This window comes from Streptomyces niphimycinicus, from assembly GCF_018883605.1.
Taxonomy (GTDB): domain Bacteria; phylum Actinomycetota; class Actinomycetes; order Streptomycetales; family Streptomycetaceae; genus Streptomyces; species Streptomyces niphimycinicus.
Window position 1 is genome coordinate 1 of the sequence record NZ_JAHLEM010000560.1, and the last position, 15,387, is coordinate 15,387.

The 15,387-nt window shown below is 71.4% G+C and carries 14 protein-coding genes and 1 pseudogene; 13 read left to right on the forward strand and 2 right to left on the reverse strand.

Translation table 11 applies throughout. The features are described from left to right. From KN815_RS36235 to KN815_RS36265, 8 genes and pseudogenes are all read left to right on the forward strand, one after another. Positions 1-331 (forward strand): annotated as a pseudogene (locus tag KN815_RS36235) (ATP-binding protein); the annotation flags it as partial. Next, on the forward strand, positions 328-756 hold the full coding sequence (locus tag KN815_RS36240) for a roadblock/LC7 domain-containing protein (RefSeq protein WP_216346091.1): 429 nt from the start codon (positions 328-330) through the stop codon (positions 754-756). The pseudogene KN815_RS36235 and the gene KN815_RS36240, both read left to right, overlap by 4 nt. Continuing rightward, a complete protein-coding gene (locus tag KN815_RS36245) occupies positions 753-1,109 on the forward strand; it encodes a DUF742 domain-containing protein (protein ID WP_216346092.1) in 357 nt (118 codons plus the stop codon). Before KN815_RS36240 ends, KN815_RS36245 begins: the two co-directional genes overlap by 4 nt. After that, positions 1,087-1,701 (forward strand): GTP-binding protein, encoded by a 615-nt coding sequence (locus tag KN815_RS36250; protein WP_216346093.1) that lies wholly within the window; start codon positions 1,087-1,089, stop codon positions 1,699-1,701. Before KN815_RS36245 ends, KN815_RS36250 begins: the two co-directional genes overlap by 23 nt. Further along, on the forward strand, positions 1,698-3,170 hold the full coding sequence (locus KN815_RS50985) for a cytochrome P450 (protein WP_253209455.1): 1,473 nt from the start codon (positions 1,698-1,700) through the stop codon (positions 3,168-3,170). Before KN815_RS36250 ends, KN815_RS50985 begins: the two co-directional genes overlap by 4 nt. Further along, positions 3,152-4,267 (forward strand): cytochrome P450 family protein, encoded by a 1,116-nt coding sequence (locus KN815_RS36255; protein ID WP_253209456.1) that lies wholly within the window; start codon positions 3,152-3,154, stop codon positions 4,265-4,267. Before KN815_RS50985 ends, KN815_RS36255 begins: the two co-directional genes overlap by 19 nt. 88 nt (positions 4,268-4,355) lie before the next feature. Beyond that, entirely contained in the window at positions 4,356-6,446 is a 2,091-nt protein-coding gene (locus KN815_RS36260) for an APC family permease (RefSeq protein WP_216346095.1), read from the forward strand. A gap of 117 nt (positions 6,447-6,563) precedes the next feature. Then, positions 6,564-7,907: a class I SAM-dependent RNA methyltransferase gene (locus KN815_RS36265; protein ID WP_216346096.1), complete on the forward strand. Its 1,344-nt coding sequence runs from the start codon at positions 6,564-6,566 to the stop codon at positions 7,905-7,907. Positions 7,908-7,943: 36 nt separating this feature from the next. Here the strand turns inward: KN815_RS36265 and KN815_RS36270 are convergent, their stop codons facing one another. Both KN815_RS36270 and KN815_RS36275 read right to left on the reverse strand, forming a co-directional pair. Next, positions 7,944-8,891 carry a hypothetical protein gene (locus KN815_RS36270; RefSeq protein ID WP_216346097.1) on the reverse strand — a complete coding sequence of 316 codons (948 nt, stop codon included), beginning with the start codon at positions 8,889-8,891 and terminating at the stop codon, positions 7,944-7,946. 131 nt (positions 8,892-9,022) lie between these two features. After that, entirely contained in the window at positions 9,023-11,188 is a 2,166-nt protein-coding gene (locus KN815_RS36275; protein WP_216346098.1) for an MMPL family transporter, read from the reverse strand. Between the two features lie 496 nt (positions 11,189-11,684). Between KN815_RS36275 and KN815_RS36280 the strand changes: the two genes are divergently transcribed. The 5 genes from KN815_RS36280 to KN815_RS36300 all read left to right on the forward strand — a co-directional run. After that, a complete protein-coding gene (locus KN815_RS36280) occupies positions 11,685-12,842 on the forward strand; it encodes an AAA family ATPase (RefSeq protein WP_216346099.1) in 1,158 nt (385 codons plus the stop codon). Positions 12,843-12,939: 97 nt separating this feature from the next. Beyond that, the gene (locus tag KN815_RS36285) at positions 12,940-13,284 is read left to right on the forward strand and encodes a nucleotide pyrophosphohydrolase (RefSeq protein ID WP_372458573.1); all 345 of its coding nucleotides are present in this window, start codon (positions 12,940-12,942) and stop codon (positions 13,282-13,284) included. 305 nt (positions 13,285-13,589) lie between these two features. Further along, complete coding sequence (locus KN815_RS36290) at positions 13,590-14,075, forward strand: DUF6099 family protein (protein WP_078644322.1); 486 nt, start codon at positions 13,590-13,592, stop codon at positions 14,073-14,075. Between the two features lie 18 nt (positions 14,076-14,093). Continuing rightward, complete coding sequence (locus KN815_RS36295) at positions 14,094-15,017, forward strand: LLM class F420-dependent oxidoreductase (RefSeq protein WP_216346100.1); 924 nt, start codon at positions 14,094-14,096, stop codon at positions 15,015-15,017. A gap of 23 nt (positions 15,018-15,040) precedes the next feature. Continuing rightward, on the forward strand, positions 15,041-15,387 hold a 347-nt coding region (locus KN815_RS36300), incomplete at its 3' end, for a homocysteine S-methyltransferase family protein (protein WP_216346101.1).

Here is a 15,387-nt window from a genome sequence, read left to right on the forward strand (position 1 = left end):
CGCCCCCACGCCCGCCCCGGCACCGGCACCCGCCCCGGCGCCCCAGCCGTCCCTGGGCGACGACGAGGCCACCCGCGTGTACGGCACCACGCAGGGTGGACTGCCCAAGCGCCGCCGCCGGCAGGCCGCCGCCACCCCGCCGACCGCCGACTGGTCCATGGGGGCCGGGCGGACCGGCGCCGCCGAATCCGACGACACCGGCGCGCACCGCGCGCGTTCGGCGGAGGAAACCGCCTCGCGGTTGGGCGCGTTCGCGCGCGGCACCCGCTCCGGCCGTGCCGACACCCAGAACTCCGCCCCTCACCATGACGAAGGGAATCGCCAGGCATGAACGACCATCTCAACAACGAGCTCGGCTGGATGCTCGACGAGGTCGTCAAGATGCCGGAGGCACGGCACGCGATCCTGCTCTCCGCGGACGGGATGCTGCGGGCGTACTCCGAGGGCATCGCCCGCGACGAGGCCGAGCGCCAGGCCGCCGCACTCTCCGGGCTTCAGTCGATCAGCCGCTCCACCTCCGAGTTCTGTGATCCGCAGGAGACGCCCTGGCAGCAGACGCTGGTCGAGTTCGTCGGCGGGTACGTCTTCCTGATCGCCGCCGGGCCCGGCGCGTATCTGGCGGTCTCGGCCACCGAGGCCGTGGACATGGAGGCGGTCAGCTACCGGATGCAGAAGCTGGTCGACCGGCTCGGCAAGGAGCTCACCAGCCCGCCGCGGCAGGGCCTCCCGCGGCAGGGGATCGGCAGCCACGCATGAGTCCGGGGCGGCGCGAACGAGGGTTGGTACGGCCGTATGTGGTCACCGACGGCCGTGCCTACCCGACTCGCAACACCTTCGACCTGGTGACCCTGGTCATGGCCCACCCCGACCGGCCGCTCACCGGGCTCAGCCCCGAGAAGCGGCGGGTCATGGAGCTGTGCCTGGGCGGTGCGCTCTCGGTGGCCGAGGTCTCCGGGTACCTGGAGCTGCCCGTCAGCGTCACCAAGGTCCTGCTCGGCGACCTCGTGGACAGCGGCCATGTCTCCACCCGGTCCCCGATCCCCGCCGCCGAGGTCCCCGACACCCAGCTTCTCCAGGAGGTGCTCGATGGACTCCGCGCTCGCCTCTGACGACAAGGCGGTCTATCTGGCCAACACGGTGCGGGTGGCGGCGAAGATCCTCGTCGTCGGACACTTCGCCGTCGGAAAGACGACCTATGTGGGCTCGCTGTCCGAGATCCGGCCGCTGCGCACCGAGGAGACGATGACGCAGGCCGGTGCGCTCATCGACGATCTGCGGGGCACCGAGGACAAGACGACCACCACCGTCGCCATGGACTTCGGCCGGCTGACCCTCAACGAGTCCCTGGTGCTCTATCTGTTCGGCGCGCCGGGACAGCGGCGCTTCACCCGGCTGTGGCGGGACATGACCAACGGGGCACTGGGCGCGCTCGTCCTGGCCGACACCCGGCGGCTGGAACAGTCCTTCCCGGTGATGGCCGTCCTGGAGGAGCACGGATTGCCGTACGCCGTCGCCGTCAACCAGTTCGAGGGCTCTCCCCGCTTCGCGGAGCCGGAGGTCAGGGAGGCCCTCGATCTGCTTCCGGAAACCCCGCTGGTGACCTGCGACGCCCGGGACCGGATCTCCTCCACCCACGCGCTGATCGCCCTCGTCCAATATCTACAGGCCCGGCAGACCCATAGTTCTCAGGAGATTGTGTGACCAACCGTCCAGCCGCCGGTCCCGTTCCCCCACCGGGCTGCCCCGCGCACGCGGGCCCCGCCGAGGCCGTGGGCGACACCGGGCACAGCGGGGCCGTACCGATGTACGGTCCCGAGTTCGCCGCCGACCCGCACGGCGTCTATGCGCGGATGCGCGCCACCCACGGGCCGATCGCACCGGTCGAGCTGTCGCCGGGGGTGTACGCCTCGCTGGTCACCAGCTACCAGCTCGGCCTGGAGATCCTGCGCGACACCGAGCGGTTCGCCAAGGATCCGCGCGGCTGGCGGGCGATGCAGGACGGCACCGTGGGGCTGGACAACCCGGTCGCCCCGATGTTGATGTACCGGCCGAACGCGCTGTTTCACGACGGGGAGGAGCATGTCCGGCTGCGCGGTGCGATCACCGACAGCCTGGACCGGGTGGATCCGCACGCCCTCAGCGAGTACGTCGAGCGCAGCGCGGAGACGCTGATCGACGCCTTCGCCTCCCGGGGCCGGGCCGAGCTGATCACCGAATACGCGTCGGTGCTCCCGCTGCTGGTCTTCAACCAGCTCTTCGGCGCGCGCCTGGCGGACGGGCCGAAGCTGGTCGAGACGGTGATGAAGCTCTTCGACAGCGGCGAGGACGCGGCGGCGGCCAACGACCAGCTCCTCCAGTGGATCTCCGGCCTGCTGGCGGAAAAGCGCCAGAACCTCGCCGCCGACGTCACCTCCTGGCTGATCGCACACCCCTCGCAGCTCGCCGACGACGAGCTGATTCAGCAGATCATCCTGATGATGACGGCCGGTACCGACCCCCAGCAGAACCTGATCGCCAACGCGCTGCGGCTGCTGCTGTCGGACGACCGCTTCGCCGGTGAGCTGTCCGGCGGCAGCATGCCCGTCCAGGACGCCGTGGACGAGGTGCTGTGGAACGATCCGCCGATGGCCAACTTCGGCACCCGGTTCCCCCGGTACGACTGCGAGGTGGCGGGCGTACGACTACGCAAGGGCGACCCGGTGCTCATCAGCTACGCCGCGGCCAACCATGAGGCCGCCCTGGCCACCGACCGACGGTCCGGTAACCGGGCCCATCTGGCCTGGAGCGCGGGCGCCCACCGCTGCCCCGCCGAGCGGCCCGCCCGGGTGATCGCCTCCGTGGCCATCGAGCGGCTCCTGGACCGCCTCCCGGACATGGAACTGGCGGTCCCCGTCGAGCGGCTGACCTGGCGGACCGGGCCCTTCACCCGCGCCCTGGCCGCCCTGCCGGTGCGCTTCCCCGCCCAGGCGGCGGCTCCGGCCGAGCCGTTCGCGGCTCCTATGTCCAAGACGGCCCCATTCGACGAGCGCCCTGGAGGCAGCCAGTGGAATCCCGTCCCATCGTCCTCGACCCCGCCGGCCGCGACATCGCCGGAGAGGCAGCCCGAGTCGCCGCAGGCGGCGAGGCGACGCTTGTTGAGCTTCCTGACGGCGTGGTGGCGTGGGCAATAACCCGCCAGCGCACCCTCAAGGAGCTGCTGACCGACCCCCGCGTCTCCAAGGACCCACGGCAGCACTGGCCCGCGTGGATCAACGGTGAGATCACGCCGGAGTGGCCGCTGATCACCTGGGTCGCCGTCGAGAACATGTTCACGGCCTACGGCGCCGACCACCGGCGGCTGCGCACCCTGGTCTCCAAGGCGTTCACCGCCCGGCGCACCGCCGTTCTGCGGCCGCGCGTCGAGGAGATCTGCGCCACGCTCCTGGACGACCTGGCCGCCGCCCCGGGCGAGGTGGTCGACCTGCGCGAGGCGTACGCGTACCCGCTGCCGATCCAGGTGATCTCCGAGCTGTTCGGGCTCGACGACGAGAACCTGCGCGAGCGGATGCGCCGGGTCGTGGACAGCATCTTCCACACCTCCGCCTCCCCGGAGGAGGTCACCGCCACCTACAACGAGATGTACGCCGTCCTCGGCGAGCTGGTGGCCACCAAGCGCGAGCGGCCCGGCGACGACCTCACCAGCGGGCTGATCGCGGTACGGGACGAGGAGAGCGGCTCCAAGCTCAGCGAGAAGGAGCTGACCGACACCCTCGCCCTGTTCCTCTCGGCCGGTCATGAGACCACGGTCAACCTGCTGGACAACGCCATCCACGCGCTGCTCACCCGGCCCGAACAGCTCGAGCACGTCCGGGCCGGCCGGGCCACCTGGGAGGACGTGATCGAGGAGACGCTGCGGCACTCCTCCCCGGTCGCCAACCTGCCGCTGCGCTACGCCGTGGAGGACATCGAGCTGGAGAGCGGCGTGGTGCTGCACAAGGGCGACGCGATCCTGGCCGCCTACGCGGCCGCCGGACGCGACCCGGAGGTGCACGGCGAGGACGCGGACCGCTTCGACGTCACCCGGCGGCTCAAGAGCCATCTGGCGTTCGGCCACGGCGTCCATCTGTGCGTCGGCGCCCCGTTGGGCCGGCTGGAGGCCACGATCGCGCTCCCGGCGCTCTTCGACCGCTTCCCCGGGCTCACGCTCGCGTCCGGGCCGGAGCCGCTGGAGCCGGTGGAGTCCTTCATCTCCAACGGCCATCGCACGCTCCCCGCGCGCCTGGCCTGATCGCCTCCGCCGCACTGCTCCCGCCCGCCCCTTTTCCCGGGGGTGGGCGGGTGGGCGGGGGCCCCGGCTACCCCTTACGATCCTCTGCGTGTCCAAACTGACCGACCTCCCGAAACGGATCCTGATCGGGCGGGCCCTGCGCAGCGACAAGCTGGGGGAGACTCTCCTCCCCAAGCGCATCGCGCTCCCCGTCTTCGCTTCCGACCCCCTGTCCTCCGTCGCGTATGCGCCGGGGCAGGTGATGATCGTTCTATCCGTGGCGGGTGCGTCGGCCTACCACTTCAGCCCGTGGATCACGGTCGCCATCATCGTGCTGATGTTCACGGTGGTCGCCTCGTACCGCCAGAACGTGCACGCGTACCCCAGCGGGGGCGGTGACTACGAGGTCGCCACCACCAACCTCGGCCCCAAGGCCGGTCTGACGGTCGCCAGCGCCCTGCTGGTCGACTACGTCCTGACGGTGGCGGTGTCGATCTCCTCCGGTGTGGAGAACCTCGGTTCGGCCGTCCCCTTCTTCGTCGAGAACAAGACGCTGTGCGCGGTCGGGATCATCCTGCTGCTGACGCTCATGAACCTGCGGGGCGTACGGGAGTCGGGCAAGCTCTTCGCGATCCCCACCTATGTCTTCGTCGGCGGCGTCTTCGTGATGATCCTGTGGGGCGCCTACCGCGGGCTGGTCCTGGGGGACGACATGAAGGCCCCCACCGCGGGCTACGAGGTCCACGCCGAGCAGACCGGGCTGGCCGGCTTCGCGCTGATCTTCCTGCTGCTGCGCGCGTTCTCCGACGGCTGCGCCGCCCTGACCGGCGTCGAGGCGATCAGCAACGGCGTGCCCGCCTTCCGCAAGCCCAAGAGCCGTAACGCGGCGACGACGCTGGCGCTGATGGGCGGCCTCGCCGTGACCATGTTCGTCGGCATCATCACGCTGGCCCTGGTGACCAACGTCAAGATGGCCGAGAACCCCGCGCGGGACCTGCTGAAGAACGGCACCCCGCTCGGCGCCGACTACACCCAGAACCCGGTGATCTCGCAGGTCGCGGCCGCGGTCTTCGGCGACGGCTCGTTCTTCTTCGTGGTGCTCGCCGGGGCCACCGCGCTGGTGCTGTTCCTGGCCGCCAACACCGCGTACAACGGCTTCCCGCTGCTCGGCTCGATCCTGGCCCAGGACCGTTATCTGCCCCGCCAGCTCCACACCCGCGGCGACCGGCTCGCCTTCTCCAACGGCATCGTGCTGCTCGCCTCGGCCGCCGCGGTCCTGGTCTACTTCTACGGGGCCGACTCCACCCGGCTGATCCAGCTCTACATCGTCGGCGTCTTCGTCTCCTTCACCCTCAGCCAGACCGGCATGGTGCGGCACTGGAACCGCCATCTGGCCACCGAGCGGGACCCGAACGCCCGCCGCCGGATGGTCCGCGCCCGCGCGATCAACACCTTCGGGGCCTTCTTCACCGGCCTGGTGCTGGTCGTGGTGCTGCTGACGAAGTTCACCCACGGCGCCTGGGTCGCCCTGCTCGGCATGGTCATCTTCTACGTCACCATGACGGCCATCAGGCGCCATTACGACGGCGTCTCCGAGGAGCTCGCGGCGGCCACCGAACAGCTCGACGAGGAGGAGGTGCGCCCCTCCCGGGTGCACTCCCTGGTGCTGGTCTCCAAGGTCCACAAGCCGACGCTGCGCGCCCTGGCCTACGCCAAGCTGATGCGCTCCCACCGGCTGGAGGCGCTGAGCATCAATGTGGACCCCGCCGAGACCAAGGCGCTCCAGCGGGTGTGGCAGGAACGCGGCATCGATGTGCCGCTGAAGATCCTCGACTCGCCCTACCGCGAGATCACCCGGCCGGTCATCGAGTACGTCAAGAGCCTGCGCCGGGAGAGCCCGCGCGATGTGGTCTCCGTCTTCATCCCCGAGTACGTGGTCGGCCACTGGTACGAGCATCTGCTGCACAACCAGAGCGCGCTGCGGCTCAAGGGGCGGCTGCTGTTCACCCCGGGCGTCATGGTCACCTCCGTGCCGTGGCAGCTCGATTCCTCCGAGCTGGCCCGGAAGCGGGCGCGCAAGAGGGCCGAGTGGAACGCCCCGGGGGCGGTGCGGCGCGGCCCGGTGATCCCGGCCAAGCGGGAGAAGGGCGAGAAGGGGCTGGGGGGCGAGAAGCCGGGCGTCACCTCGCAGGTTCCCTGACCATGGGCCCATGTGCCCGGGGCATCAGGGCGTGACGGGATGCGGGCGGGCGCGACGTAGACTGGTGGGCTGTTGTCCCACCGCGCCCCCTCACCCCCTCTGGAGCCTGAACCCGCCATGCAAAGTGAACCCAAGGCATCGCTGGTCGGCGAGGAGTACGAGGTCGAGGTCGGCCCGGTGGCGCACGGCGGCCACTGCATCGCCCGGACCGGCGAGGGCCAGGTGCTCTTCGTCCGGCACGCGCTGCCCGGTGAGCGGGTCGTCGCCCGGGTGACCGAGGGCGAGGAGGGCGCGCGCTTCCTGCGCGCCGACGCGGTGCGGGTGCTGGACGCCTCCAAGGACCGGGTCGAGGCGCCGTGCCCGTTCGCCGGCCCCGGCAAATGCGGCGGCTGCGACTGGCAGCACGCGGCCCCCGGCGCCCAGCGCAGGCTGAAGGCCGAGGTGATCACCGAGCAGTTCGCCCGGCTGGCGGGGCTCACCCCCGAGGCGGCGGGCTGGGACGGCACGGTCGAGCCCGCGCCCGGCGACAAGGTGGCCCGCGGCGAGGTCCCGGCCTGGCGCACCCGGGTGCAGTACGCGGTGGACGAGCAGGGCCGGCCCGGACTGCGCCGCCACCGCTCGCATGAGGTCGAGCCGGTCGACCACTGCCTGATCGCCGCCCCCGGCGTCACCGAACTCGGCGTCGAGAAGCGCGAATGGCCCCAGATCGCCACCGTGGAGGCCATCGCCGCCACCGGTTCCTCCGACCGCCAGGTCGTCCTCACCCCGCGCCCCGGCGGCCGGCTGCCGATCGTGGAGCTGGACCGGCCGGTCTCGGTGCTGCGGGTCAGCGAGTCCCGCGGCCGTGAGCGGACCCGTCTGGTGCACCGCGTCCATGGCCGCCCCTTCGTCCGCGAGCGCGCGGCGGGCCGCACCTGGCGGGTCGGCGAGGCCGGTTTCTGGCAGGTCCACCCCAAGGCGGCGGACGTCCTGGTCGAGGCCGTCATGCAGGGCCTGATGCCCCGCCAGGGCGAGACGGCCCTCGATCTGTACTGCGGGGTCGGCCTCTTCGCGGGCGCGATCGCCGAGCGGGTGGGGGAGCGCGGCGCGGTGCTGGGCATCGAGTCGAACAAGCGCTCGGTGGAGGACGCCCGGCACAACCTCCAGGACCTGGAGCGGGTCCGCGTCGAGCACGGCAAGGTCGAGCAGGTGCTGCCCCGCACCGGGATCACCGAGGCCGACCTCATCGTCCTGGACCCGCCCCGCGCGGGCGCCGGCAAGGAGACGGTGACCCGCCTCGCGGCCCTGGACGCCCGCCGCATCGCCTACGTCGCCTGCGACCCGGCGGCACTCGCCCGCGACCTGAAGTACTTCCGCGAGGAGGGCTACTCCCCGCGCCGCACCCGCGCCTTCGACCTCTTCCCGGTCACCCACCATGTGGAGTGCGTGGCGGTGCTGGAGCCCACACGCGAGGGGCGCTGAGGCGGGCGGCCCCGGCCCCGGCGCGCCCGCGCGGCATCAGCCGGGCGGGACGGCGGCCACTTCCGGGCGGGTCCGGGACGGGCCCCGGGTGAGCGTCCACATCATCGCGCCGCCCGCCACGACGGCGCACAGGTGCAGGGTGATCGCGAGGCCCAACTGCTCGGGGAGCGCGACGTCCGGGGGCGCCGCGAGCGCGACGTACAGCGTGAGGGGCAGTTTCCAGCCGCTCCACGCGAACAGCGAGCCCGAGCCGAGCCAGCCGAGGACCGACGGCAGCCAGCGGGGGAGCCGGCCCTGGCCCTCGCGGCCAGGGCGGGCCACGGCGAACGCGGCGACCAGTGCCCAGATGCCGCAGATCCCGCACAGCAGGCGCCAGGCGGCGCGGCCCTCGGCGGGGTGGGCGAGCCCGGCGGTGCCGCCCGCCGCCCAGTACAGCCACATCAGGCCGACTGCGGCTCCGAGCGCCACGGCCGCCCGGCCGAGCGGTGCGGGCCCGCCGTCCCGGCCGGCGAACGCCTCCGGCCAGCGTCTGCGCAGATAGGCGGGGAGCGCGAGGGTGAGGCCCAGGCCCATGCCGATGAAGCCGAACTGGATCAGGGCCGCCTCCCAGCCGGGCATCCGCGGGTCGCTGTCGCTTCCGGACCCGGAGGTGTCCGGCTCCGACAGCAGCGAGTCGGCCAGCGCGTACGGCAGCATCGACACCAGGAAGCCCGCGCCGACCCAGGCGCAGAACACCAGCGGCACCCCGGGCAGCCGCAGCCCCCAGGGCCGGGCCAGCGCCAGCCCGAGAGTGATCCCGACGGCCGCCATGCCGACCGTCACGGTGTTGAGCACCACCCACTCGACGAGCCCGAACCCGGCCCCGACCGGCGCCAGTCCGAGCAGCGAGCCGACCACCCACGACACCTTGATCACGGCATACGGTGCCATGGCGGCGGCGCTTCCGTACGCGGCCAGCCGCCCCATCCGGTCCCACCGGTCCATCGGGCTGCCCTTCTGTGCGCTGCGATCAGCTTCTTCGGTGCGTCGCGCCGGGGGTCGGGGACCGCCTCTCGCACCGGTGGCCCTCCGCGACGATGTCGCGAAGGGCCACCGGGTCGTTCGGGCGTGTCAGGTCACACCCGTACGGTCTCGCCCGCCGCATCGGGCTCCTCGGCCCGCCCGGGACCGGATCCACCGGACGCGTGGGGGGAGTCGAAGCGGTGGTTGGGCCACCACGCCTTGGAACCGAGCATCGCGGTCACCGTCGGCACCAGCAGCAGCGCCATGATGAACGCGGTGAGCAGGATGCCGAAGGCCACGGCGAAGCCCATCTGCTGGAGCATGGTGTTGCTGGCCAGCATCAGCACACCGAAGGTGCCCGCCAGGATGATGGCGGCCGAACCGATCGTCGGCGCCGACTGGGACACCGCGAGCCGGGCCGCCTCGGCCGGCGTCTTGCCCTTTCCGACCTCCTCCCGCAGCCGGGCCACCATGAGGATGTTGTAGTCCGTGCCGATCGCCACCACGAACAGATAGACGATGATCGGCAGCATGAAGAGCAGGCCGTCCTCGCCCCGGACGTTCTGGAACAGCCAGACCGTGGAACCCAGGGTCGCGGCGAAGCCGAGGCCGACGGCGAGCATCAGATACAGCGGCGCCACCACGCTGCGCAGCAGCAGGCCGAGGATCAGCATGATGGCCAGGCCCGCGACCGGGAACACCAGCCGGTAGTCGTGGTTGACCGCGTCCTCGATATCGGCCAGCACCGCGGTCGACCCGCCGACCAGGGCCTTGGAGCCCTCGGGCGCGGAGCCGTGCGCGGTGTCCCGCAGCTTCCCGGAGACCAGCTCGATGGCCTTGTCGGAGGCGGGCCGGTACTTCAGCACCACGCTGAACTGGGCCACGTCCCCCTTGGGGTTGAGCACGGCGGGGGAGACCTCGCCGACGCCCTCGACCGCCGTCAGCTTCTGCCGGAACCCGGTCAGCGCCGCGGCGTCCAGCTTGCCGCCGTTCGACTGGACGTACACCAGGCTCGGGTCGGACTCGCCGGCCGAGAAGCTCTTCTGGAGCTCCGCCATGGCATGGACGGACTCCAGATCCTTGGGGAGCGTACTGTCCGTGTCGAACTGGGCCTTGAAGCCGAGCGCGCCCACCGCGAGGACCGCCAGCACACCGGCGGACACCGCGGCGATCAGCCCGGGACGGCGCGACACCAGGGAGCCGGCGCCGTTGGCGAGCCGGTTGCGGGGGGCCTTCTTCCACGCCTTGGACGGCCAGAACGCCTTCGTTCCCAGCAGCGAGAACACCGCTGGGACCAGGGTGAGAGCCGCCACGAGCGTCACCGCGACGGAGATCGCCAGCGAGGGCCCCATGGCACGCAGGCTGCCCATCGTCGACAGCACCAGGGCGAGGAAGGCCACGATGACCGCACCGGCCGCCGAGGCGATGGTCTCGCCGACCCGGGTGACCGCGTCGACCAGGGCCTCCTTGGGCTGCTGGCCCTTACGGAGGTGTTCGCGGTAGCGGAACAGCAGGAACAGCATGTAGTCCGTGCCGACGCCGAACAGCACCACGATCAGGATCGCGGACACGCTGCTGTCGGCCTCGAGCCCGAACCAGTCGCTGGCGGTGGCGATCAGACCCTGGGCCATGATGAACATCACCAGGATCATCAGCACGGGCATCAGCGCGATGAGCGGACTGCGGAAGATGGCGCCGAGCAGCACGATGATCAGGACCAGGGTGGCCATCATGATCATGGCGTCGGTGTCACCCGAGGACTCGGTGGCATCGAGCCCCGAGGCCGCCGGACCGGTCACGTCGACCTTGAGTGAGGTGCCCTTCAGCAGCTTGTCGCGGTCCTCGCGGAGGTCCTTGATCGACTGCTGGGTGTCCTCGTCGTAGACGTCCTTCTTGGTCGAGTAGATGTTGGCCAGCGCCATCTTGCCGTCCTTGGAGACGGCCTCGGGCGTGGTCACCACGGACTTGAAGGTCTCGTACTTCTTGTCCTGGAACCCCGCGGTCGCCTTGGTGACGGCGGCCTTGTCGGCCTCGGAGAGCTTTCCGCCGTCCGACCGCTGGTAGACCAGGATGGCGGCCGCGCTCTCCTGCTGCGGGAACGCATGCTCCTGGAGCTTGGTGACCTTCACCGACTCATAGCGCGACGGCAGGAAGTCGGCCTGGTCGGTGCTGGACTTCAGCGGTGGGGCCAGGATGGCCAGGCCGACCGCCGCGATGACCCACATCGCGACGACCAGCCATGGACGGTGGACGGAAAACCGTCCTATTCGCCCGAACATGACGCTCCTTAGGGATTTAAGGTTCCAGTAAGGGGCACGCTAGGACAGCTATTCAGGCCGCACCATGGGTCCCCGTGGAAATCGACCTGGGGGCTGAGAGCGCCTCCGCCAAAGGGTTTAGGGGAGCGGCCCGCGTATCAGCATCCGTGCTGATGGCACCTCTCGAGCCCGGGCCGACGGCCACCGTAAGAGTCTCCGGTACCGGTTGGCGGTCGGGTCGTGAAGCGGTGCGAACTGGCATGTTGCTGACAAAATTAGGGTGTATGGCGGCTCGCCGTGGGCACCCCGCCTCCCGCCCCGTCCGCTTCCTGACAAGCCGTCCGCCGCGCCTCGTCGAGGCCCCCGTACGGCTCGTCAGGGCGCCCGTACAACTCCCGGATCTCCGGCCATCCGCCGCCCCTCGGTCATCATGAGCCACAGCGGCTATCCCCCGATGGTAGGAAGATACGGAAGGCGTAACGGTTCAGCGGTATGTGCCAGAGATATGTTCCGGAGCATGAGCGCATCCGGGCTCCTGCCCGCCAGGACCGAACTGCGGCCCATCGTCTCCGAGTTGAGGCTGTCGGCCTTCAAGACCCACCGCCGCGCCGCCTTCGCGCTGGGTCCGCTGACCCTGATCTCCGGTCCGAGCGGCAGCGGTAAGTCCGGGGTGCTGGAGGCGTACGCGGCGCTCGCGCGGCTGGCGGGCGGCGCCCGGCTCGCGGAGGTGTTCCGCGACCCGGCCGCGTACATCCCGCGCCGGGCGCGGCCGGACCGGCAGGGGCGGCGCGGCTTCCGCATCGGCTGCACCGTGGACGGCCCGGTCGGGCCGGTGCGGCTCGACGTCGCCGTACAGGCCGAGCCCGAACTGCGCATCGTGGGCGAGCGGATGACGGGGGCGGGGGAGACGCTGCTGGAGACGGCGCTGCGCGACCCGGGGCGGCGCTGCGTCCAGGCCGCCTGGCATACGGCGGGAGCGGTCGCGGTGACCCGCGCTCCGCTGCCCGACGACCGGCTGGCGACCTCGCTGCTGCCGCTGCGGGTCGCGGGCACCACGGAGGGGCAGCGGCTCGCGCTGGCCGCCGCCGAGCAGGTGGTCATCGCGCTGCGCTCGGTCTTCCCCTGCGATCCGCGGCCGGAGCGGATGCGGGCACCGGCGGTGCCCAGGGACGGGCGGCTGCGCGGCTGCTGCGAGAACCTGGCGGCGGTGCTGCGGCGGACCAGCAGGGAGTGCGGCACGCGCCATGCGGCGCTGGTCGCGGCGGTCCGCGCGGGGTGCGTCGGGCCGGTGGAGGGCCTGGTCACCGAGGGGCACGCGGACGGGGTGGTGCGGGCCCTGGTCGAGCAGGGGGAGCTCGGCGCGATGCCCGTGGAGCGGCTGGGCGACGGCGAGTTGCGCTATCTCGCGCTCGCGCTCGTGCTGCTGACCGGGCCCGGTGTGCTGGCCGTGGACCCGGCGGCCGATGTGCTCCCCGCGCGGCAGGTGCTGACCGTGCTGGCCGACGGTTTCGACCGGTGTCTGGACCGGCGGCAGGCGCGGGAGCTCCTGGGGGTGGCGGCCCGGATGTGCGCACGGGGGCACATCCGGCTCGTGGGGACGGTGGGGGACGTGACGGGGGCGGTCGGGGACGCCCCCGTCACGGTGGTAGACCTGGGGCGTGAGCGAGTCCTATGAGAGTGAGCGACGAACCGATAGCCGGACCGGCGACCGAACCGACGGCCGAACCGACGACCGGACCGGCGGCCGAATCGGTGGCCGGACCGGCGGCCGAATCGGTGGCCGGACCGACGGCCTGGATGTGGCGGCGCTACAGCGCAGGCTGGCCGCCTTCGCGGCGGCGCGTGACTGGCAGCAGTACCACACCCCCAAGAACCTCGCGGCGGCGCTCAGCGTCGAGGCGTCGGAGCTGGTGGAGATCTTCCAGTGGCTGACGCCGGAGCAGTCGGCGCGGGTGATGGAGGACGAGGGCGAAGCGGCCCGGGTCGAGGACGAGGTCGCCGATGTGCTGGCGTATCTGCTCCAGTTCTGCGAGGTGCTGGGGATCGACGCGCTCGCGGCGCTCTCGGCGAAGATCGACCGGAACGAGGGGCGCTTTCCGGCGAATGGCGGGCGCTGACCGCGAACGGGCCCTGATCGCGAAGAGCCGCTGACCGCGAACGGGGGCTTTGGCGGTGAATGGGGGATCTGGCGGTGAGCGGGGGACTATGGCAGTGAACGGGTGCTCTGCCGGTGAACCGTTATCTCGGATGGCCCGCAGGCCCCCAACCCTCTCATTCGTCACTCTCCGTAGTGAAAAAGTTATCCACAACGCAACTGTTGTCAACAGATTCCTGAATTCCCCTAGCTTTTCGGCCTGTTAGTCATCACTCTGGGTAGTGGAGGAGTGACGGGCTCGGAAGTCCGTTGAGAGGGGTGCGGGGAATGGACGCGATGCGGCTGATCGGTGTCACCCGGCACGCCCTGGCGAAGGCCGGAGGCGTGCACGACATCGTGGCCGAAGCCTGGCAGGTTCAAGCGCTGGCCGAGGCGGTCGGCGGTTATTTCGTGGTGAGTGGCCCGGCGGCCGCGCGAGCGGAGGCGCGCGGTCTGTGCGAGGCGGGCGGGCGGGCGCGCGGCGCCCTGTTCCACCCCGCGCTGCACCACCCCACGCTGCGCGGCGGCGGTTTACGGGCCGCACAGCTTTCGGAGGTGCGCGATCCGAGGGAGGTGCTGCTGGCGCTGGGGGATCTGCTCGCGGAGGCGGGGTTCGCGCTCGTCGGAGTCGCCGCCAATACGGAGGAGGAGGCGCTGTACTGGCAGTGCGTGGAGGCGATCGACGCGGCGGACGAGGCCCGGGACCGGGTGCACGGGATGCTCCGGCATCTCACGTTCCGCGAGTGGGGCGGGGAGTGGGGTGGTGCCGCGTGAAGAGGCAGGATGGGGGTCATGGATCTTCGCATCTTCACCGAGCCCCAGCAGGGGGCGACCTACGACACTCTGCTCACCGTCGCCAAGGCCACCGAGGACCTCGGATTCGACGCCTTCTTCCGGTCCGACCACTATCTGCGCATGGGAAGCGTGGACGGCCTCCCGGGCCCCTCCGACGCCTGGATCACCCTGGCCGGGCTGGCCCGCGAGACCCGGCGGATCCGGCTCGGCACGCTGATGACCGCCGCCACCTTCCGGCTGCCCGGAGTGCTGGCGATCCAGGTCGCGCAGGTCGACCAGATGTCGGGTGGACGAGTCGAGCTGGGCCTGGGCGCGGGCTGGTTCGAGGAGGAGCACCGGGCCTATGGGATCCCCTTCCCCAAGGAGAAGTTCGCCCGGCTGGAGGAGCAGCTCGCCATTGTCACCGGGCTGTGGCAGACCCCGGTCGGCGAGACCTTCGGCTATGACGGTGCCCACTACCAGCTCGTGGACTCCCCGGCGCTGCCCAAGCCCGCGCAGAGCAAGGTGCCGGTGCTGATCGGCGGCCAGGGGGCGACGCGTACGCCGCGGCTGGCCGCCCAGTACGCGGACGAGTTCAATATGCCGTTCGCCTCGGTCGAGGACAGTGAGCGCCAGTTCGGCCGGGTGCGGAAGGCGGCCGAGGCCGCCGGCCGCAAGGGCGACGACCTGGTGTACTCCAACGCGCTCGTGGCGTGCGTGGGCAGGGATGACGCCGAGGTCGCCCGGCGGGCCGCGGCGATCGGCCGGGAGGTCGAGGAGCTGAAGGAGAACGGGCTGGCGGGCTCCCCGGCCGAGGTCGTCGACAAGATCGGCCGCTATGCGGAGGCGGGCGCCTCCCGGATGTACCTCCAGATGCTGGACCTTGAGGACCTCGACCATCTGGAGCTGATTTCCTCGCAGGTCCAGGCCCAGTTGGGCTGAGCGAACCACCAGGAGCACCCGTGATGTCCGTATCCCGCACGCCCTTGGCCACCGCGTTGGAGCGCGGACCGCTCGTCCTCGACGGCGGGCTGTCCAACCAACTGGAGGCACAGGGCTGCGATCTCTCCGACGAGCTGTGGTCGGCCCGGCTGCTGGCCGATGACCCGGGGCAGATCGAGGCGGCCCACACCGCATACGCACGGGCGGGCGCACGGGTGCTCATCACCAGCAGCTATCAGGCCACCTACGAGGGCTTCGCGCACCGGGGCGTGGGCCACGAGGAGGCCACCGCGCTGCTGAGGCGCAGTGTCGAGCTGGCGCGCACGGGGGCCGACCGGGCGGCGGCCGAGCGCGCGACGGCGGGCAACCG